Annotated in this window: 21 protein-coding genes and 2 pseudogenes; 12 read left to right on the top strand and 11 right to left on the bottom strand. The window is 74.6% G+C overall.

The genetic code is table 11. The annotated features are described in order from the left end of the window. The first annotated feature begins 41 nt into the window (after positions 1-41). Positions 42-488: an SRPBCC family protein gene (locus tag ACIOJE_RS12825; protein WP_280677412.1), complete on the top strand. Its 447-nt coding sequence runs from the start codon at positions 42-44 to the stop codon at positions 486-488. 31 nt (positions 489-519) lie between these two features. Here the strand turns inward: ACIOJE_RS12825 and ACIOJE_RS12820 are convergent, their stop codons facing one another. The 4 genes from ACIOJE_RS12820 to ACIOJE_RS12805 form a co-directional block, all read right to left on the bottom strand. Continuing rightward, positions 520-1,197 (bottom strand): response regulator transcription factor, encoded by a 678-nt coding sequence (locus ACIOJE_RS12820; protein ID WP_280677410.1) that lies wholly within the window; start codon positions 1,195-1,197, stop codon positions 520-522. After that, the gene (locus ACIOJE_RS12815) at positions 1,194-2,501 is read right to left on the bottom strand and encodes a sensor histidine kinase (protein ID WP_400775681.1); all 1,308 of its coding nucleotides are present in this window, start codon (positions 2,499-2,501) and stop codon (positions 1,194-1,196) included. The genes ACIOJE_RS12820 and ACIOJE_RS12815 overlap by 4 nt, the downstream gene beginning before the upstream one ends. 96 nt (positions 2,502-2,597) lie before the next feature. Then, positions 2,598-3,446, bottom strand: a complete 849-nt coding sequence (locus ACIOJE_RS12810; RefSeq protein WP_280677406.1) for an ABC transporter permease — start codon at positions 3,444-3,446, stop codon at positions 2,598-2,600. Then, on the bottom strand, positions 3,443-4,408 hold the full coding sequence (locus ACIOJE_RS12805) for an ABC transporter ATP-binding protein (protein WP_280677404.1): 966 nt from the start codon (positions 4,406-4,408) through the stop codon (positions 3,443-3,445). Before ACIOJE_RS12805 ends, ACIOJE_RS12810 begins: the two co-directional genes overlap by 4 nt. A 335-nt stretch (positions 4,409-4,743) precedes the next feature. On the opposite strand from ACIOJE_RS12805, the gene ACIOJE_RS12800 reads away from it, so the two are divergent. The 4 genes from ACIOJE_RS12800 to ACIOJE_RS12785 are packed head-to-tail and all read left to right on the top strand — an operon-like array spanning position 4,744 to position 8,377. Then, positions 4,744-5,631 (top strand): hypothetical protein, encoded by an 888-nt coding sequence (locus ACIOJE_RS12800; RefSeq protein WP_400775678.1) that lies wholly within the window; start codon positions 4,744-4,746, stop codon positions 5,629-5,631. A gap of 54 nt (positions 5,632-5,685) precedes the next feature. Further along, entirely contained in the window at positions 5,686-6,558 is an 873-nt protein-coding gene (locus ACIOJE_RS12795; protein ID WP_400775675.1) for a hypothetical protein, read from the top strand. Beyond that, entirely contained in the window at positions 6,555-7,418 is an 864-nt protein-coding gene (locus ACIOJE_RS12790) for a hypothetical protein (RefSeq protein ID WP_400775672.1), read from the top strand. The genes ACIOJE_RS12795 and ACIOJE_RS12790 overlap by 4 nt, the downstream gene beginning before the upstream one ends. Continuing rightward, positions 7,415-8,377, top strand: coding sequence for a hypothetical protein (locus tag ACIOJE_RS12785; protein ID WP_400775669.1), 963 nt, complete (start codon positions 7,415-7,417; stop codon positions 8,375-8,377). The genes ACIOJE_RS12790 and ACIOJE_RS12785 overlap by 4 nt, the downstream gene beginning before the upstream one ends. Before the next feature lie 23 nt (positions 8,378-8,400). Here ACIOJE_RS12785 and ACIOJE_RS12780 read toward each other — a convergent pair whose 3' ends face one another. Next, a complete protein-coding gene (locus ACIOJE_RS12780; RefSeq protein ID WP_348534094.1) occupies positions 8,401-8,820 on the bottom strand; it encodes an endonuclease/exonuclease/phosphatase family protein in 420 nt (139 codons plus the stop codon). Between the two features lie 23 nt (positions 8,821-8,843). On the opposite strand from ACIOJE_RS12780, the pseudogene ACIOJE_RS12775 reads away from it, so the two are divergent. Beyond that, positions 8,844-9,005: pseudogene (locus tag ACIOJE_RS12775) on the top strand (ATP-binding protein); the annotation flags it as partial. 57 nt (positions 9,006-9,062) lie between these two features. On the opposite strand, the gene ACIOJE_RS12770 reads toward ACIOJE_RS12775, so the two are convergent. The 3 genes from ACIOJE_RS12770 to ACIOJE_RS12760 all read right to left on the bottom strand — a co-directional run bounded on the left by ACIOJE_RS12770 (position 9,063) and on the right by ACIOJE_RS12760 (position 11,564). Beyond that, a complete protein-coding gene (locus ACIOJE_RS12770) occupies positions 9,063-9,740 on the bottom strand; it encodes a hypothetical protein (RefSeq protein ID WP_400775667.1) in 678 nt (225 codons plus the stop codon). A gap of 397 nt (positions 9,741-10,137) precedes the next feature. Further along, on the bottom strand, positions 10,138-10,989 hold the full coding sequence (locus ACIOJE_RS12765) for an RNA polymerase sigma-70 factor (protein WP_400775665.1): 852 nt from the start codon (positions 10,987-10,989) through the stop codon (positions 10,138-10,140). Continuing rightward, the gene (locus tag ACIOJE_RS12760; protein WP_280677390.1) at positions 10,986-11,564 is read right to left on the bottom strand and encodes a carboxymuconolactone decarboxylase family protein; all 579 of its coding nucleotides are present in this window, start codon (positions 11,562-11,564) and stop codon (positions 10,986-10,988) included. The genes ACIOJE_RS12765 and ACIOJE_RS12760 overlap by 4 nt, the downstream gene beginning before the upstream one ends. A 376-nt stretch (positions 11,565-11,940) precedes the next feature. On the opposite strand from ACIOJE_RS12760, the gene ACIOJE_RS12755 reads away from it, so the two are divergent. The 4 genes from ACIOJE_RS12755 (at position 11,941) to ACIOJE_RS12740 (ending at position 14,379) form a co-directional block, all read left to right on the top strand. Continuing rightward, positions 11,941-12,846 (top strand): SigB/SigF/SigG family RNA polymerase sigma factor, encoded by a 906-nt coding sequence (locus tag ACIOJE_RS12755; protein ID WP_400775662.1) that lies wholly within the window; start codon positions 11,941-11,943, stop codon positions 12,844-12,846. Between the two features lie 74 nt (positions 12,847-12,920). Beyond that, positions 12,921-13,313: an STAS domain-containing protein gene (locus ACIOJE_RS12750; RefSeq protein WP_400775659.1), complete on the top strand. Its 393-nt coding sequence runs from the start codon at positions 12,921-12,923 to the stop codon at positions 13,311-13,313. Between the two features lie 252 nt (positions 13,314-13,565). After that, complete coding sequence (locus ACIOJE_RS12745; protein ID WP_280677384.1) at positions 13,566-13,802, top strand: DUF6296 family protein; 237 nt, start codon at positions 13,566-13,568, stop codon at positions 13,800-13,802. Positions 13,803-14,109: 307 nt separating this feature from the next. Then, positions 14,110-14,379 carry a hypothetical protein gene (locus ACIOJE_RS12740; RefSeq protein WP_400775656.1) on the top strand — a complete coding sequence of 90 codons (270 nt, stop codon included), beginning with the start codon at positions 14,110-14,112 and terminating at the stop codon, positions 14,377-14,379. Positions 14,380-14,461: 82 nt separating this feature from the next. Here ACIOJE_RS12740 and ACIOJE_RS12735 read toward each other — a convergent pair. Further along, positions 14,462-14,575: pseudogene (locus ACIOJE_RS12735) on the bottom strand (RidA family protein); the annotation flags it as partial. 46 nt (positions 14,576-14,621) lie between these two features. Next, on the bottom strand, positions 14,622-14,879 hold the full coding sequence (locus ACIOJE_RS12730; RefSeq protein ID WP_400775653.1) for a hypothetical protein: 258 nt from the start codon (positions 14,877-14,879) through the stop codon (positions 14,622-14,624). A gap of 83 nt (positions 14,880-14,962) precedes the next feature. Here ACIOJE_RS12730 and ACIOJE_RS12725 point away from each other — a divergent pair, with 83 nt between their 5' ends. Further along, positions 14,963-15,766, top strand: coding sequence for a class I SAM-dependent methyltransferase (locus ACIOJE_RS12725; RefSeq protein WP_280677377.1), 804 nt, complete (start codon positions 14,963-14,965; stop codon positions 15,764-15,766). A 195-nt stretch (positions 15,767-15,961) separates the two neighbouring features. Here the strand turns inward: ACIOJE_RS12725 and ACIOJE_RS12720 are convergent, their stop codons facing one another. Further along, complete coding sequence (locus tag ACIOJE_RS12720) at positions 15,962-16,750, bottom strand: VOC family protein (protein WP_280677375.1); 789 nt, start codon at positions 16,748-16,750, stop codon at positions 15,962-15,964. 225 nt (positions 16,751-16,975) lie between these two features. Here ACIOJE_RS12720 and ACIOJE_RS12715 point away from each other — a divergent pair, with 225 nt between their 5' ends. Beyond that, positions 16,976-17,677 (top strand): hypothetical protein, encoded by a 702-nt coding sequence (locus tag ACIOJE_RS12715; RefSeq protein WP_400775651.1) that lies wholly within the window; start codon positions 16,976-16,978, stop codon positions 17,675-17,677. The last annotated feature ends 21 nt before the right edge of the window (positions 17,678-17,698 follow it).

Genomic DNA, 17,698 nt, shown 5'->3' with positions numbered 1-17,698 from the left:
GCCGACACCCGCGCCGCCCGGCTGGAGAAGAGGGACGAGCCATGGAGACCGTGACCGTGCGACGGGTCGTCGAGGCGCCGATCACCGAGGTGTTCGACTGGTGCGCCACGACCACCAACTACACCCGCTCCCCGTACGTGCTCAGGGCGCGGCTGGCCCGGCCCGGCCAGGGCGCGCCCTACGGGGTGGGCGCCGTGCGGCTGCACACCTGGCTGATCGGCCGGTTCCACGAGCGGATCACCGCCTACAACGCCCCGCACGACTTCGACTACACCGTCGACCGCAGCTTCCCGCCGGCCCGGCACGAGCTCGGCCGGATGACCTTCGAGGAGGTCCCCGAGGGCACCCTGGTGGTCTGGACGACCGGCTTCGAGCTCCCCGTCCCCCTCATCGGCGCGGCCCTCGCCCGCCGGATCGCCAAACCCGTCATCGCCCACGTCTTCGGCACCATCCTCGACGCCGCCGCCACCGAACTCGGCGGCCGCTGACCGAACGCCGCCGAGTCGGCAGGCGACCCGGTCAGCCCGGCGGGTTCGGCCGGTTCAGGCCGCGGTCGTAGGCGAAGATCACGGCCTGTACCCGGTCCCGGGCGCCGATCTTCGCCAGCACCCGGCTGACGTGCGTCTTGACGGTCGACTCCGCGAGCACCAGCCGCCGGGCGATCTCGCCGTTGGTCCAGCCCCGGCCGACGGCGACCAGGATCTCGCGCTCGCGCTCGGTCAGGGCGTTCAGCCGCGGATCGTCCTCGGCGGCCGTACCGGGCGGGCGCACCGGCAGGTGGTGGGCGTAGGCGTCCAGGAGGCGCCGGGTGACGGCGGGGGCGACGACGGCGTCGCCCTCGGAGACGGCGCGGATCCCGGCGAGGAGCTCCTCCGGGCGGGCGTCCTTGAGGAGGAACCCGCTGGCGCCCGCGCGCAGCGCGGCGTGGGCGTACTCGTCGAGGTCGAAGGTGGTCAGGACCAGGATGCGCGAGCGCCCGCCGGTGGCGACGATGCGGCGGGTGGCCTCGATGCCGTCCATGCCGGGCATGCGGATGTCCATGAGGACGACGTCGGGCCGCAGGTCGGCCGTCAGGCGCACGGCCTCGGCGCCGTGCGCGGCCTCGCCGACGACCTCGGTGCCGGGCTGGCTCTCCAGCAGCATCCGGAAGCCGTACCGCTGCAGGGGCTGGTCGTCGACGATGAGGACGGTGGTCACGTCAGGCTGCCTGTCGGGTCGGGGGTGAGGTCGAGGACGGCCTCCACGGTCCATCCTGCCCCGGGTCCGGGGCCGGCGGCGACGGTGCCGCCGTACAGGGCCGCGCGTTCGCGCATGCCCGTCAGGCCGTGCCCCTCCTCGCCCGTCGGCCCGCTCCGCGCGGCCCCGCCGGGCGGACCGCCGTCCTGCACCCGCACCCGCAGCCGGCCGCCCTCGGCCGCCAGCGTCACGTGCGCCCGGGTGTCGGGTCCGGCGTGCTTGAGGGTGTTGGTGAGCGCCTCCTGGACGATGCGGTAGGCCATCAGCTGCACCCCGCGGTCCAGCCGCTCCAGCTCGCCGCGCGCGGTGTACACCACCTGCGGCCCCGCGGCGCGGATGCGCGCGCACAGCCCGTCGAGGTCGGCGATGCCCGGCTGCGGGGTGAACTCGGGGTCCTGCTCGCCCTGGTCGCGCAGGACGCCGAGCATGCGCCGCAGCTCGCCCAGCGCCTGCCGGCTGGTCTCACCGATCAGCAGCAGCGCCTCCCGGCCCCGCTCGGGGGAGGCCTCGGCCGCGTACGCGCCGCCGTCGGCCAGGGTGACGATCACGGACAGGTTGTGGCCGATGATGTCGTGCATCTCCCGGGCCACCCGGGTGCGCTCGGTGGCCGTGGCCAGCCGGCTGCGCTGGTCGCGCTCGACCTCCAGGCGCGCCGCGCGCTCGCGCAGCCCGGCCAGCTGGGCCCGGCGGATGCGCACCGCGATGCCGACGGCCACGGCCGCCGTCGCCGCGCTGAACAGGAAGAACAACGCGTCCCCGACCGGCAGCCCGCCGGACAGCTCCACCGCGACCAGGGCCGCGGCGCCGGCCATCGCCGCGCACGCCCAGGCCAGGTGCCGCAGGCTCCCGTGCAGGGCCAGGCTGTAGAGGGCGACGAGCAGGGCGACGTCCGCGCGCAGCGCCACCCCCAGCGACCACTGCAGCACGAACACGGCCATGACCGCCGCGAAAGCCGCCGCAGGCCGCCGCCGGCGCCACAGCAGCGGCACCACCAGACCCGCCTGCAGGGCCAGCATTGCCGCCACGGGCGGCCGGGTGAAGACGATCCGGTGCTCGCGCGCCCCCCACTCGCCGCCGTCGTGGATCAGGTCCGGGACGCAGAACAGCAGGAACACCGCGGCCACCACGGCGGTGTCCAGCACCCACGGGTGGTCGCGGTCCGCCTGCCGCGCCCGCTGCCCGATCCGGGCCAGCCGGGCGAACACCGGGTGCCCCGACAGCGGGTCGCTCCCCGCGCCCGCGGCGGCGGTGTCGTACTCGCTCATGGCGTCACCTTCGTCCAGCTCGTCCAGCTCGTCCAGAACGGGCCCGGTGCGGCACCCGGCGGGCCGGGTACCGCACCGGAACGTGCACGGAGTCTCTCAGGCGTCGCTGCGCACCAGGCGCACGGCCGCGCCGGCCAGGGCGAGCACCGTCCACAGCAGGAAGACCACCAGCCCGGCGGCGGGCGACAGCGTGGTCGCGTCGTGGTGCAGGGCGAACATCGCCTCGCCCGCGTGGCTGGGCAGGTAGGGGCTGATGTGGGTCTGCCAGGAGGAGGGCAGCAGCGAGATCAGGCCGGGGACCAGCATCAGCGAGGCCACCAGGACGGAGATGCCGCCCGCCACCGAGCGCAGCAGCGCCCCCAGGGCGACGCCGATCACGCCCACCAGGGCGAGGTAGAGCCCGGCCCCCAGCAGACCGCGCAGGACACCGGCGTCCGAGAAGGTCATCGCCGCGCGGGTGCCGGAGAGGATGCCGCTGTCGGCCAGGAAGGCGGTGAACACCCCGACGGTGCCGAGCAGCAGCACGATCAGGCCGTACACCGTCGCCTTGGACCACAGCACCGGCAGGCGGCGCGGCACGGCGGCCAGGGTGGAGCGGATCATGCCGGTGGAGTACTCGCCGGCGGCGACCAGCACGCCGAGGACGCCGAGCGCCAGCTGGGCGAAGTTGGTGCCGAACAGCGACAGGCTCAGGGCGCTGGCGTCGGCGAAGTCGCGGTCCATCGGGCGGCCCGAGGTGATCCTCGACTTGAACTGGAACGCGGCGATCAGGCCGAAGGCGACCAGGAACAGCAGGCCCAGGCCGAGCGTGATCCAGGTGGAGCGCAGCGACCACAGCTTGGCCCACTCCGAGCGCAGCACGCGCGCGGGGGTCACCCGGTAGGCGGGGCGCGCGGGCCGCTGGGCGGCGGCCGCGGGGGTCTGGCTCGGTGCGACGGTGCTCATGCCGCGCTCCTCGGGGACTCGGCGCCGGCGCCCGCGGCGGCGGACTCGGCTGTGGTGGTGGTGCCGTGGTACTCCACGGCGTCCCTGGTCAGGTCCATGAACGCCTCCTCCAGGGAGACCGTGCGGGTGGCGAGCTCGAACAGGGCGATGCCCTGCTCGGCGGCCCTGAGCCCGATCGTGCGCGCGGGCAGGCCGGTGACCAGTAGTTCCTCCGACCCGGCCCGTCCGGTGACCTCCACGCCCGGCCCGGCCAGCGCCGCACGCAGCCGGGCCGGATCGGCGCTGGCCACCTTCACGACGTCCCCGCCGGCCTGGCGGACCAGCTCCTGCACGGTGGTGTCGGCCAGCAGCCGGCCCCGTCCGACGATGATCAGGTGGTCCGCGACCAGGGCGACCTCGCTCATCAGGTGCGAGGACACGAAGACCGTGCGGCCCTCGGCGGCGAGCGAGGTGAGGAGGTTGCGGATCCACAGGACGCCCTCCGGGTCGAGGCCGTTGACCGGCTCGTCCAGCATCACGGTGGCGGGGTCGCCCAGCAGCGCCGCCGCGATGCCCAGCCGCTGTCCCATGCCCAGCGAGAACGCCCCGGCGCGCTTCCTGGCCACCGACTGCAGCCCGGTCAGCTCGATCACCTCCTCCACCCGGGCGCGCGGGATGCCGTGGGTGTGGGCCTGGGCCATGAGGTGGTTGAACGCGGAGCGCCCGGGGTGGATCGACTTGGCCTCCAGCAGCGCCCCGACCTCCTGCAGCGGCGCCGCGTGCGCGGCGTAGCGGTGGCCGTTGACGCGCACCGAGCCGCTGGTGGGCGCATCCAGTCCGACGATCATCCGCATGGTGGTGGACTTCCCGGCGCCGTTGGGCCCGAGGAAGCCGGTGACCGTGCCGGGCCTGACCGTGAAGTCGAGCCGGTCGACGGCGGTCTTCTCGCCGTACCGCTTCGTCAGCTGGTGCGCCTCGATCATCGCTCACCCCTACGCTCCGGGGCCGGACCGTCCCGGCCTTCCTCACCCTCCACGCTAGGTGCGGCGGCGGCGCGATCCGTGGTACCCCGGACCGATCATCGGAGGGAGTGCGGTACCGCGGTACCACGCCCGGAGCGCCTGTTGCGGTTGCATCACGACGTGTCCGATTCATCGAGTATTGGACCGGAGTGCGGCGATTAACTTTGTTGGCAGTGGTGTGGACGGTCTCTCATAATCCCTGTTGAGACGCGTGATGGACGGTCCGGAGAACCGCTGGGGGAGCGGTTTGCGAGGGAGTCCGTGCGCGAGATCCCACATTTTCCCGGGGGAGTTCCTTGTCCGCGCCCGAAAACGACATGGCCGCCGTACCGGAGCAGCACGCCGTTGCACCGGAGCAGGCCGCCGTACCGGAGCAGCATGCCGTTGCACCGGAGCATGCCGCCGTACCGGAGCCGGTCGCCGTACTGGAGCCGGCCGCGCGCCGGCTGCCGCGCGCCGTCGGCGTCGTGCTGGCCACCGCCGGCCTGCTCGCCGTCACGACGGCCAGCGCCGCGGTGACCGTCGCCGTCGGCAGACCGGACGCCCGCCCGGCGGCCGCCGCCGCACCCGCACCGGCCACCACGGCCCCGACGAGCCCGAGCCCCACCCCCTCCGCCACCCCGGTGCCCGTGCCGAGCGCCGCCCCGACCACTCCCAAGCCGGCCAGCACGGTCAAGGGCACGGTCAACGGCGGCAAGCACGAGGGCGACCTGCGCTACTTCCTGCTCCCGATCCCGGCCGGCGGCGAGTCCTACGGGCCCGCGGACGGGATGACCATGAGCAACGACGACGTCGCCGACCTGTTCGGCAAGCAGGACGGCATCATGGACGTCCTCGGCTCGTACGGGTACCAGACGGGCGCCACCCGGACGTACCGGACGGCCGACGGCAAGTCCGAAGTGACCGTCACCCTGCTGCGCTTCGGCTCCACCGCGATGGCGGGCCGGTTCGTCAAGGGATACACCGTCAAGTCGCAGGACCCGATCGACATCGACGGCGACCCGGACGCCCACGGCTACGTGCACAAGCCCAAGCAGCAGGCGTTCACCGGCTCGATGACCGGCATCTCCAGCCAGGGCGACGTCCAGTACACGATCGACGTCGAGGTGAAGGGCGCGCCCGACAGGGCGCTGCTGAGCGAGCTGATGAAGCGCCAGCGCGAGTGGCTCACCTCCGGCGGCTGAGCCCACCGCCCGCCCCGACGCCGTCATCCTTCCCTCCTCCGCTGGAGCCACCCCATGACCACCGAACCCGCGCTGCCCCCACCCGGCGACGCACCGGCCCCCGCCGCTTCACCGCAGCCCCAAGTTACTCCCGGCGAACCGCAGTTCACTGCCGAGGCGCCCGACGCCCTCCGCTGCGCACCGGCCCTCGACGCGCCGCTGCCCGGCTTCCCGCCGGTCGGCCCCGAGCAGGCGCCCCGCGCCCCGCGCCGCCCGCGCCCGGTGCTGCTGGCGGTGTCCGGCCTGGTGCTGGGCACCCTGGTCGGCGGCGGCGTCGGCTACGCCGTCCAGGCCCAGCGCCCGCCGACGCCACTGCCGCCGATCCAGGTCGCGCGCCCGTCCTACCCGGCCCAGGCGGTCGACCCGGCCGCCCTCGCCGCCCAGCAGCCCAAGCCGCTGGCCATCGACGGCGACCTGGTCAAACTGCTGATCAGCGCCCCGGACGGCAGTACCGCCTGGGCTGACTACCCGGACAAGCCGAGCTGGATGTCGGTCGGCGAAGTATCCGATCACAGCGGCACCGCCGCCCGCGATTTCAAGGACCTGAACACACGCGGCTTCCGGCGCGCGGCCGAGGTGGACTGGAAGAAGGGCGACGCCAAGTACCGCGTGTTGCTGATCCAGTACGCGCCGGACCGCGCCAACGAGGCCGCCGTGTACACCGCCTTCGCCCGCAACCTGGAGTCGTTCGCCGACGGCGCCAACGGCGGCTACCAGGTGGAGAAGGAGCCCGGCCACTGGAACGAGAGCACCGAGCAGTTCTACTACGGCAGCGCCCTCGCCCAACGCGGCACGGTGGTGATGGTGGTGGAGGTCTTCGACACCAAGCCGGTGAACCCCGAGGTCGTGAAGGACCTCGCCAAGCAGCAGTGGGAGCGGCTGGTATGACCGACAACACCGTGACCGACAACACCGTGACCGGCAACACCGTGACCGAGACCCCGGCCCCCGAGCCGGTCCCGCCCACCGCCGGTGAGCCGGCCGCCGAGCACCAGCCCACCGCGCCGCGCCCCGCCTCCCGCCGCCTGCTGCGCGCGGGCGCCGCGACGGCCGCAGCGGCGCTGGCCGGGGTGGCCATCGGCATCGGCATCATCAAGACCCAGTACGACGAGCCGGCTCCGGCCACCGCCGCCGGGCCGTCGGCCGCGCCCGCCCCGGCCGCGACCGCCACGCCGTTCGGCGCCAAGTCCAACGGCAACCACTTCGGTTCGCTGCGCGACCTGTTGCTGCCCGTCCCGGCCGGCTACGAACTCGGCCCGGACGAGGGCGGGTACGGCAACGACACCGAGCTCGGCGCCGAGCGGCTGTCCGCCGACCTGGACGCCGAGCTCCAGCAGATCCCCAAGGACAAGCGCGACAAGCTCCGCTCCTACTGGGACGGGCTGCACGTCAAGGCCACCGGCGTGCGGACGTACCGCACCGGCGAGGGCGACCTGGTGGTCGGTCTGAAGCTGCGCCAGTTCAACCAGCAGGAGGTGCAGAAGCTCAACGAGTACACCGCGGTCTTCACCGGTGACACCGGCCTGTTCCGGATCGGCCCGGAGATCCCGGGCCACCCCGAGGCGCACTGCTACCTGATGCCGGCGCCGCCGTCCGCGCCGATCGACTACCTGGAGTGCTCGGCCGCCGAGGGCGACCTCCTGGTGGTCATGAACGTCGAGGGCGTGGCGCCGCTGCCCAAGGACCGGATCGTCGCCCTCTTCACCATGCAGCTCGACCGTCTCGCACGCCCCGGAGCGTCCGCATGACCGACCACGCCACCCCGCACGCCCCTGCGGACCCCTTCGCCGAGGTTTCCGCGGAGACCCCCGCGGAGACCCCTGAGGAGCACGAGGCCCGCCTCGCCCGGCGCCGGGCGAGGCGCGGGGCGGCGGCGCGCTGGGCCACCGCGACCCTGGTGTTCGCCCTCGCGGGCACCGGCGCCGCGCTGGCCGTCACCGCCCCCGAGCGCACCGACCTCCCCGGCCTGGCCACCCCGGGCGACGGCCGCTACACCTTCCCGCCGCTGACGCTGCCGCCGCTGCCCTCCGGCAGCAGCGCGCCGGACCGGACGGGCAGGAACGTCCTGCACACCGCGGACCTGCGGTACCTGCTGCTGCCCGCCCCCAAGGAAGCCGGCGGCACCCTCACCCCGGCGCTCTACCCGATCCCCACAGCCGCAGCCACCGCCTCCCCGTCGGCGAGTGCGACCCCGGCCCCGAGCCCGACCGCCTCCCCGTCCGCGAGCGCGAGCCCGTCCACGGCCCCCTCCGGCCAGGCCCCGGCCGAATGGGTCACCTGCGACGCGATCCTCGCCGAGCAGCAGGACCCGGCCAAGCTGCGCGAGCTGCTCCTGCGGGACGCCTGCCGCGCGGCCACCGTCCGGGAGTGGACGGCCTCCGACGGCACCCGCACCCAGATCCGGCTGCTCCGCTTCGGCGCCTCCTTCGAGTCCTGGGACGTCTTCTCCGCCCTGCGCTCCGACGCCCGCTCCAAGGCCCTGCCCGGCGCGAAGACCACCTCCCACGGTGTCTGGGACACCGTCGAGGGCGTCCACCTGGACGCCCAGGAGAGCTCGGCGACGGGCGCCAAGGGCACCCCGACCGCCCGCATCGCCTACCTCGGCGCCTCCGACCTCGTCGCCGTCATCACCATGACCAACCCCGACGGCGTCCCGGCCGCCGCTTTCCGCCAGGTGGTCACCCTCCAGTCCGACCTCCTCGCCTGACACCGGCCCGCCGCCTGCTCGCCCTACGCCGTGATCCGCGCGGCGGCGGGGCGGTGGTCGCTGGCGGTGGCGGGCAGGGTCCACGCGGCGGTGGCGGGGAGGTCCCGGGTCATGACGTGGTCGATCCGGGCCAGCGGGAAGGCCGACGGCCAGGTGAACCCGAAGCCGTCGCCGGCGGTGTCCTGCGCGGAGCTCAGCCGGCTGGTGAGCGGGCCGAGTTCGCGGTCCCCGGCGGCGGTGTTGAGGTCGCCCAGGAGCAGCACCCTGCGCAGGGGCTCCTCGTCCAGCGCCTGGCCGAGCGCGGCGAGGTTGCGGTTGCGGTGGCCGGTGGCGAAGCCGCTGACGGTGAGCCGGACGGAGGCGAGGTGGACGACGTACACGGCCAACGGCCCGCCGGGGCCCTGGACTTCGGCCCGCAGGGAGCGGCTCCAGCCGGGGTCGATGGTCAGCCGCCGAACCCTTCCTCCGGGGCCGCGGCCGCACCGCCCAGACCGACCCCGCCCGCCGCGGCCACGGCCTCGGCCTGGCCATCGTCGCCGCCATCACCGACACCCACCACGGCGAACTGCGCCTCACCCCCGGCCCCGCCGGCGGCCTGCGCGCCACCCTCAGCCTGCCCGGCCGCTGAGCCGGACCCTGAGCCGGCCGCTGAGCCGGACCCTGAGCCGCCTGCCGGGCCGCCCCCTCACCCGGCCGGCTGCCCGGGGCGCCCCGGGACCCACAGCGGCACCGGGGCGCCGCAGTCCATGTACCGGGCCGCGTCCTGCGCCAGCCACCCGCTGACCCGGGCCGGGTCGTCCTCGCTCAGCTCCACCAGCGCGGCGGCGGCGATCCGGGCGCAGGACAGCATCAGCGCGAGGGTGTCCTGGCGGCGGTGCCGCTCCCGGACGTACGCCTCACCCCGCTCGTCGATGCGCCGGCCGTGGCACTCCCGATCCGCCGCCGAAGCCCGCCCGCCGTCCGCGCTGACCGCCTGGACGCCGTGCCAGACCAGGGCGAGCGCCGCGGGTTCGGCCGGGTGCGTCACACCCTCCCGGCCCGCCTGCTCCCGCGCCTCCGCCGACCGCCCGCCCAGCCACTCCAGCACCGCCGGACCGTCCCCCGCCCGCGCCCGTAGGACCAGCTCCGCCGCCCGGAACACCAGCGCCCGCAGCACCGCCCCCGCCGGCACCCGCAGCCCCGGCGCCGACGACTCGCCGAACGCCAGCCACGCGTCCGCGAACGACGCCGCCCGCATCCGCCCCAGCCACGCCGGCGCCCCCGCCACCCCGCCCAACCACTCGTCCGTACCCAGACGAACCAGGCCCGCGGCAGCAAGCTGCGCCGCATCCCCGTCCAGTCCGAGCAGCCGTCCACTCCTCAACGCGCACCCCCGTCGGCGTCATCAACCCGTGCCGGCACATCCCACCACACCAGGACGCGAACGAACTAGACAGGGCCCCGACAAAAGTCCGGGACGGCTTCCGGCGGCCCGGTCGGCCCGGGACCGGCGGAAGCCGCGCACCCGGCCCACCCGGCCTGACTCGCTGCGCACCGGTCGGGGCCCGCCGCCCGGTACCGACCAGCGGCGCCTCCTCGCCGGAGAACGACGCCGGGAACGCGGCCCCCGCGATCGCCGCCGGCTCCTCGGCTACCTCCTGGGCCTGGACGCGGCGGAAGATTCGCCGGGACTCACCGGATCGGGTGGTCGCGCCGTGGCGATCCGGGCACCGCCGAAGGATTCCTGACGCATCGTCAGGAATTCTTCGGTGACGGCGGGTCTACCGGGTGAGCTCGGCCGGCGCGTCCAGTCGCGTCAGCTTCCGCGGGTTCGCCACCGCGTGGATCCGGGTGACCCGCCCGTTCTCCACGACGAGGCTGACCGTGGCCAGGCGGCCGTCGAGCTCGACCCGGCCGGCGGGCTCGCCGTTGAGCCACACGGTCGACACCACCCGGTCCGGGCGCGCGAGCAGCGCCGCCACGAGCTCGGCCCCGTGGATCGGAGCGCGGGCGGCGGCCGCGAGCCCGCCACCGTCGGCGATGAAGACCACGTCCGGGGCCATGACCTCCATCAGCTCCTGCACCCGCCCGGTGCGCAGCGCGGCCAGGAACCGCTCCACCACGGCCCTCTGCTCCGACCGGCTCACCGGTATCCGGGGCCGCCGGGCCGCTACGTGCCCACGGGCCCGCCGGGCGATCTGGCGCACCGCGGCCGGGGACTTCCCGACGGCCTCCGCGATCTCCTCGTACGGCACCTCGAAGACCTCGCGGAGCACGAAGACCGCCCGCTCCACCGGCCCGAGCGTCTCCAGCACGGTCAGCATCGCGATCGAGACGCTCTCCGCGAGCTCGACGTCCTCGGCGACGTCGGGGCTGGTCAGCAGCGGCTCCGGCAGCCACTCGCCGACGTACTCCTCGCGGCTGCGCGAGAGCGTCCGCAGCCGGTTGAGCGCCTGCCGGGTGACGGTCCGCACGAGGTACGCCCGCGGGTCGCGCACCTGCGCCCGGTCGACGTCGGCCCACCGCAGCCAGGACTCCTGCAGCACGTCCTCCGCGTCGGCGGCCGACCCGAGCATCTCGTAGGCGACCGTGAACAGCAGGCTGCGGTGGGCGACGAACGGGTCCCGGGTCATGCCGCGGGCGCCGCGCCGGACGGCTCGGGACGCGTGGCCAACGGAATCTCGCAGGCATCGGAGAAGCCCTGCGAGGTGACCCCGTTCGCGGCGTTGTTCCTGGTCGCCATGTTGACGAAGGCGATGTACGCGGTGAGTTCGACCATCGCCGCCGGGCCGAGCCGTCCGAGCAGGCCCGCGTACAGCTCGTCGGTGACGGTCGGCGGGGTGTTCGTCATGGCCTCGGCGTACTCCAGGACGTCCCGCTCCAGCGGGGTGAACACCTCCGACTCCCGCCAGCGCGGCACCTGGCTCGCCTTGGTGAGGTCCAGGTCCTGGTGCTGGGCCTGGAAGTAGCCGACGTCCAGGCACCAGCTGCAGCCGACCTGCGCCGCGACGGCCATGTGCGCGAACGACTTGAGGCCCGCGTCGGCCGCGTCCCACTCGCCCAGCTTGGCCGAGAACTCCAGATTGGACGTGGCGACCTTGGGGCTGTGCCACACCACCTCGATGGGCTCGGGCACTTCGCCGAGCTGCTTGACCAGGTTCTCGCTGAGCTCGACGGGAAGCTCCGCCTTCGGAACGCGTGGCGCCATGATGGTGTTCTCCTCGTGCGTGGGTGTGGTGCGTGTGCGTGTTCGACATGAAGACACCGCAGGGCCCTCGCGTGTGACAGCGCCGGCCTGGTGCTCGGCCGCCACTCTCGGTGCGGCCGTCGTTGCGCGAGCGCGCGTACCCGGAGAAACAGCGACAAACCGACCAAAACATGAATTCAATGTCGTATGTCGGGTAAAAAAAGACCGTGCAGCGGCCGCCGGAGGCCAGTCGGCCGCTCCCGCACCCCGCCGGGTGCCACCGGGACCACCGCTCCGAGCAGCCGGGCCCGGGTCCCGCGGGAAGGAAGCCCGCGACGCGCGAGCACGAGCCGTCGGCGCCGCCGGGCGTTCGCCCGATGCCCAGGAGACAGCAACCGTGTCCACCTCACCGGAAACCGTTCACCGTGCCGTCGCGCGGTCCGGCATCCCGCCCGACCTGCCCCCGCGCCCCACCGAGGCCGAGCTGCGGTCGATGGGCAAGTTCGAGGCGCGCGAACTCAGCGACGCGCTGTTCGAGCGCCTGGCCGGCCTCGCCCGCGAGACCCGCGCCTACAGCTACGTGCGCGGCACGATCATCGAGCTCAACATGCCGCTGGTCCGCTTCATCGCGGCCCGCTTCCGGCACCGCGCCGAGGACATGGACGACATCCTCCAGGTCGGCACGATCGGCCTGATCAAGGCCGTCGACGGCTACGACCCGTACCGCGGCACCGAGTTCGTCACCTACGCCATCCCCACCATCGCCGGCGAGATCAAGCGCTTCTTCCGCGACACCTCCTGGCCGGTCCGGGTCCCGCGCAGCATGCAGGAGCTGTACCTGGCCGTCGTCCGCGACTCCGACCGGCTGGAGCAGGAACTCGGCCGCCTCCCGCACCCCGAGGAGATCGCCGAGGACCTCCACCTCACCGTCGAGCAGACCACCGAGGGACTGGCCGCCGCCCGCGCCTGCCGCCCCAACTCCCTGGACGCGCTGCGCGACCAGGACGCCGACGAGACCGGCAGCGCCATGCTCGACCGACTCGGCTCCTGCGACCCCGGCATCGAACTCGCCGACTTCCGCACCGCCGTACGCCCCCTGCTCGCCCGGCTGCCGCGCCGCGAGCAGGCCATCCTCAAGCTCCGCTTCTGGGACGGCTGGACCCAGTCCGAGATCGCCGAACGCATCGGCGTCTCCCAGATGCACGTCTCCCGGCTGCTCACCGCCACCCTGACCCGGTTGCGCGAGCAACTGGAGGACCGCGACGCCCCGGGCTGGGCGGACGACCCGCAGGACCCGGACTGACGTCCCCGTCTGCTCGGCGCGACCCGCCGGCCGGGGCCGGGACGAAGGGAACCGAGACGAAGGGAACCGAGACCATGACCCGCCGACCGCCCGCCACGGACCCCGCCCCCGGGCCGGTCGGGCTCACCGTGCAGGCCCGGCCGTGGGCCCGGGGCACCGTCCTCGCCCTGTACGGGGAACTCGACCTCGACTCGGTCGACGCCCTGTGGGCGGCCCTCGACGCCGCCCTGGCCGCGCCCGCCGCCGTCGTCGTGATCGACTGCGCCGGGCTGGAGTTCTGCGACTCCACCGGGCTCGACGCGATGTTCCGGGCCCAGGACCGCGCGGCGGCCCGGGGCAGCCGGATCGAACTGGCCCGACCCCGGCCGCCGGTGCTGCGGATGCTCGAACTGACCGGTGCGACCGACGTCCTCCCGGTCCGGGACGTCCCGCCGTCCGGGCCTGGTCGGCCAACCGGTCGGGAGTGAACTCCACGCGGCACAGGGAGTGACCGAGGGTGGTCACGGGAGCCCGAATCCGTCGATGCTTCCCCGGGTCCCGCCACACCCGAGCGGCCGGCCGGGAAAGCCCCGGTCCGGCCATGGCCGCGTCGGCCATACCGGTCGGCACGATCGCCGTCATGGCCTGATCGGGGCCCGAACGGTGCTCACCGTTCGGGTACGACGGCCCGGCTCGGGAGGAGAATCGGCACAGGGCGGGAAACGAACGGGAGGCCGGTCATGAGGAGCCTCAATCGCCGCTACGCGGTGACCTTGCCGGGACCGATCGGCGGACACGCGCCGCCGGCCGTCGTGGTGGTCCACGCCACCGACGCCGTCGGGCCCGGTGGAACCCTCGTCTGGGAGAACGCGGACGGTGACCTGCGGGTCGAGATATTCGGCGAGGTGGCCACCGTCCTGACGGCGCCCGCCGGCGTCCTGCCGCACCCCTGCCTGCAGGCGGTACCCCTGCCGTGAGTGCCCGGCCGGCCCCGGTCGGCGCCTCACGGGCAGGGGCGGGGACCGCGGGACCGTTCGGAACCCGATGGTTCCGGTTGCCACCGCCGTTGCCGCCGTGGTCGGCGTCGCGACCACCGCCGGCCAGGGGACCTCGTCCACGACAACGGCAACGGCAGCCGGAGGGACGTGACCGTCTCCTCCGGCAGGTGGGGGCAGAGCCTGTCGTGGCGGATCTGCCGTTCGGGCGGCGGCGGTTGCCCGCCCTGGCTCTACGAGACCGCCTGACCCGGTCCCTCACGCGGCAGCCCGGTCCTGGCTCCTCCCGATGCCGGGCACCCGCCGCGTGTGCGCGCACCTGGGCGCCTACGCGGCTCTCAGCGCGCAAGCCACCCTGGGTGACCTGGCCGGCCAGGACGGCACCTCGCCGGCCTACGCACAGAGCGACCAGATCCGACCCGCCGTCAACACCTGCCTGGCGTCCGCGACGACGCTCTGGCTGCCGGTGTACGCGCTGGCGGCAGCCCTCCTGACCGCGCTCGGCGGCTGGCTGGTGGGCAGGGCCGGCGCGAGGCGGACGGCAACCGGGGACCGGTGACGAGGGTCCTCCGGGCCCGCTACGGACGCCCGGCTTCCGCCGCCCCGACGCCGTGCCCCGATGCCGGGCCCCGCGAGCGGGCTCAGGCGGGCAGCTTCGTGTCGACGATGAAGCTGATCTCGATGGCCTGGCCGGGGAAGGCCAGTTCGGTGACACCGAGGACCGTGCTGGCCGGGCGGTGGCCGCCGCAGTACGCCCGGACCGAAAGCGCGGACCCGGACGGCGCCCGTTCCGGGCCCGGGTCACCGGCCGGGGGCGGCGTCGTCCAGGATGGCGAGCAGGCGGGCGTGGACGGTGGCGGCGGCCTCGCGGGTGACCGGGTCGGTGTCGTCCAGGTGGCCGGCGATCAGCTCGGCGGCTGCGGCCAGGACCGGGACGGGGACGGTGGCCTCGCGCAGGTGGCGGAGCTGGGAGGCGGCCCGTTCGCCGGGCGTGGCCGTGGTGGGGGCGTGGGGGATCAGGGCGCTGATGCCCCGGGGGAACTGCTGACTGCCGGTCATCCGTCCATTCTCCCGTGCGCAGGCCGGGTGGTGATCACCACGGGGCCGGCTCCGCGCCCGTGCCCGTCTGCCAGAATCGCCGCATGGCTGAGCACGACGACGACCGTGGCTATCTGCTGGACAACAGGCAGAAGGAGGCCGGTACCCGCTTCGGCGCCCTCGCCGAGCTGTTCGACCCGGTGACGTTCCGGCACGTCGACCGGCTCGGCATCGGCGCTGGCATGCGGTGCTGGGAGGTCGGCGCCGGCGGCCCCTCCGTCCCGATCGGCCTGGCCGAACGCGTCGGTCCGACGGGGACGGTCGTCGCGACCGACATCGACGTGTCCTGGACCCGGGACGTCGCCGGAGACGTGATCGAGGTGCTGTCCCACGACGTGGCGGCCGATCCGCCGCCGCCCGGCGGATTCGACCTCGTGCACGCCCGGCTGGTCCTGGTGCACGTCACCGACCGCGCCGAGGCCCTGCGCCGGATGGTCCAGGCGCTACGGCCCGGCGGCTGGCTGCTCCTGGAGGACGCCGACCCCGGGCTGCAGCCGCTGCTGTGCCCGGACGAGTCCGGCCCCGAACAGCGGCTCGCCAACCGGCTGCGCTCCGGCTTCCGCACCCTGATGGCGGCCCGCGGCGCGGACCTCGCGTACGGGCGGACCCTTCCCCGGGTGCTGCGCGAAGCCGGGCTGGAGGACGTGCAGGCCGACGCGTACTTCCCGATCACCTCCCCGGCGTGCGCCGTCCTGGAGGACGCGACGGTCCGCCAGATCCGCCACCAGCTCACCGGGCACGGCCTCGCCACCGACGAGGAGATCGACCGCCACCTGGCGAACGTCGCCACCGGGCGACTCGACCTCGCCACCGCCCCGATGATCTCCGCGTGGGCCCGCCGCCCGTGACCCCGCCGCCGCGGGCCGGCGGCTCCGGGTGGCCCGGGCGCGCGCCCGGCCGTCCGCACGCCCGGCCGTCCGCACCAGCTGGCACGGGCCCGTCGGCGCGACGCCGGGCGGCGCCGCTGGTGGCGCTCCACGTCCCGCCCGCCCGGGAGCTCCCGGGCGGGCGGGACGAGGCCTTCGCCGCACGCGCCTCGCGGCCTACAGCGCCTGCATCGGGCCGGGCTTGATCACCGCGAACGGGGCGCCCTGCGCGTCGGCGACCACCGACATCCGCCCGGCCACCATGTCGAACGGCGGGGCGAGGACGCTGCCGCCGCGCTTGACCAGGGCGTCCACGGTGGAGTCCACGTCGTCGACCGAGAAGTAGGTCAGCCAGTGCGCGGGGGTGCCGGGCGGGTCGTTGGCGAGCAGCGTGAGGCCGCCGACGGTGCGGCCGCCGACCCGCAGCTCCCAGTACTGCTCGGCGCCCTCCGCGGGCTCGATCTCGATGCCGAACGCCTCGCCGTAGAAGGCGGTGGCGCCGGGCGCGTCGTTGGTGTGCAGCTCGTTCCAGGTCAGGGCGCCGGCCTCGTTGACGACCCGGGCGCCGAAGAACTCGCCGGGCTGCCAGACGCCGAACACGGCGCCCTGCGGGTCGGCGGCGATCAGCATCCTGCCGAGCGTGCCGACGTCCATGACCGGGATCAGCAGGGTGCCGCCCGCGGCGACGATCGCGTCCTGGGTGGCCTGGGCGTCGGTGCTGGCCAGGTAGCTGGTCCACACGGTCGGCGGGGTCGGCATCCCCTCGGGGGCCATCGCCGGGCCGATGCCGGCGGCGGCCCTGCCGTTCAGCTCGCAGACCGCGTACCCGCCGAACTCGGCCGGGCCGACCTGCCCCTGCCAGCCGAACAGGTCGCGGTAGAGGTCCAGCGCCGCCTGCTGGTCCTTCGCCATCAGATCGACCCAGCACGGGGTACCGGTCGCGTACGCAGTGGTGACTTCGGGCATCTCTCGCTCTTCCTGGTGAGGCCCCCCGGCAGTCACCCTGGCGTCGCGGACCGGAGTCCGCCACCCGACACGCCGCCCTCGCCGCCTGCCGCCTGCCCGCCACCGTCCCCGTAGGCCGGCGGTGGCCCCGGCGGCCCGACGACCGAAAGCCCTTTCGAGGTGGGCGCCGTTCATGGCAGGCTTCGGCCCGCCCGCACCACCATCACCGCAGGGAGCCGTTCCACCGTGCGCCGAAGCATCCTCCTGGCCACCGCCGCAACCGCCGCCGCCCTGGCCGCGCTCACCGGCTGCGACGGCGGCGACCGGTCCGCGCCGTCCGTCGCGGCCGCCGTGCCGGGGGCCTTCGACCCGGCGCAGGCCGTGGCGAACGCGGGCAAGGAGCCGTACGCCGTCTCGGTCCGGGCGACGGGCGAGCCCGACGGCGGGGTGATCACGGCGCGGCAGAACCTCAACACGGTGAACACCGGCCGCCGGGAGCAGAAGCGCGCCGACGGCACGACCCTGGAGTTCGTCACCACCGCCGACGCCGAGTTCATCCGCGGTCACGACGCCAGTGGCAGCTGGCTGAAGACCCGGAGGTCCTCCGGCGTCTCGGAGTTCGACTTCGGCGGCTTCGCCCCGCTGCTGCTCGCCCAGGGGCCGGCCGCCCGCAAGGGCATGGAGACCCGGGACGGCGTCCCGGTCTACCACCTCGCCGGCCACCTGGGCCTGGAGCAGCTCGCCCAGGCGTCCGCCCCGACCCACGCCATGGCGAAGGTCCAGGGCCTCACGGGCATCGACCTCGACCAGTGGATCGACGCGCAGGGCCGCACCCGCTACGTCGAGGAGCGGATGGTGCTGGAGGGGAAGGCGGTCGTCGCCAGGATGACCTTCAGCGACTTCGGCCCGGCCGAGACCTTCGACGCCCCGACCGGGACCATCGTCTGACCGCACCCGGCAGGCCGGGCG

The organism is Kitasatospora sp. NPDC087861 (assembly GCF_044742585.1).
Classification (GTDB): Bacteria; Actinomycetota; Actinomycetes; order Streptomycetales; family Streptomycetaceae; genus Kitasatospora.
The sequence above is the reverse complement of the archived record's forward strand: the minus strand, read 5'-3'. Positions and strand labels throughout refer to the sequence as shown.

What these genes read in the sequence shown, in the direction of transcription:
- ACIOJE_RS12825 (WP_280677412.1), top strand. Translation starts at nt 42, where the DNA reads ATGGAGACCGTGACCGTGCGACGGGTCGTCGAGGCGCCGATCACCGAG.
- ACIOJE_RS12815 (WP_400775681.1), bottom strand. Translation starts at nt 2,501, where the DNA reads ATGAGCGAGTACGACACCGCCGCCGCGGGCGCGGGGAGCGACCCGCTG.
- ACIOJE_RS12810 (WP_280677406.1), bottom strand. Translation starts at nt 3,446, where the DNA reads ATGAGCACCGTCGCACCGAGCCAGACCCCCGCGGCCGCCGCCCAGCGG.
- ACIOJE_RS12805 (WP_280677404.1), bottom strand. Translation starts at nt 4,408, where the DNA reads ATGATCGAGGCGCACCAGCTGACGAAGCGGTACGGCGAGAAGACCGCC.
- ACIOJE_RS12795 (WP_400775675.1), top strand. Translation starts at nt 5,686, where the DNA reads ATGACCACCGAACCCGCGCTGCCCCCACCCGGCGACGCACCGGCCCCC.
- ACIOJE_RS12790 (WP_400775672.1), top strand. Translation starts at nt 6,555, where the DNA reads ATGACCGACAACACCGTGACCGACAACACCGTGACCGGCAACACCGTG.
- ACIOJE_RS12785 (WP_400775669.1), top strand. Translation starts at nt 7,415, where the DNA reads ATGACCGACCACGCCACCCCGCACGCCCCTGCGGACCCCTTCGCCGAG.
- ACIOJE_RS12765 (WP_400775665.1), bottom strand. Translation starts at nt 10,989, where the DNA reads ATGACCCGGGACCCGTTCGTCGCCCACCGCAGCCTGCTGTTCACGGTC.
- ACIOJE_RS12760 (WP_280677390.1), bottom strand. Translation starts at nt 11,564, where the DNA reads ATGGCGCCACGCGTTCCGAAGGCGGAGCTTCCCGTCGAGCTCAGCGAG.
- ACIOJE_RS12750 (WP_400775659.1), top strand. Translation starts at nt 12,921, where the DNA reads ATGACCCGCCGACCGCCCGCCACGGACCCCGCCCCCGGGCCGGTCGGG.
- ACIOJE_RS12745 (WP_280677384.1), top strand. Translation starts at nt 13,566, where the DNA reads ATGAGGAGCCTCAATCGCCGCTACGCGGTGACCTTGCCGGGACCGATC.
- ACIOJE_RS12740 (WP_400775656.1), top strand. Translation starts at nt 14,110, where the DNA reads ATGCCGGGCACCCGCCGCGTGTGCGCGCACCTGGGCGCCTACGCGGCT.
- ACIOJE_RS12730 (WP_400775653.1), bottom strand. Translation starts at nt 14,879, where the DNA reads ATGACCGGCAGTCAGCAGTTCCCCCGGGGCATCAGCGCCCTGATCCCC.
- ACIOJE_RS12725 (WP_280677377.1), top strand. Translation starts at nt 14,963, where the DNA reads ATGGCTGAGCACGACGACGACCGTGGCTATCTGCTGGACAACAGGCAG.
- ACIOJE_RS12720 (WP_280677375.1), bottom strand. Translation starts at nt 16,750, where the DNA reads ATGCCCGAAGTCACCACTGCGTACGCGACCGGTACCCCGTGCTGGGTC.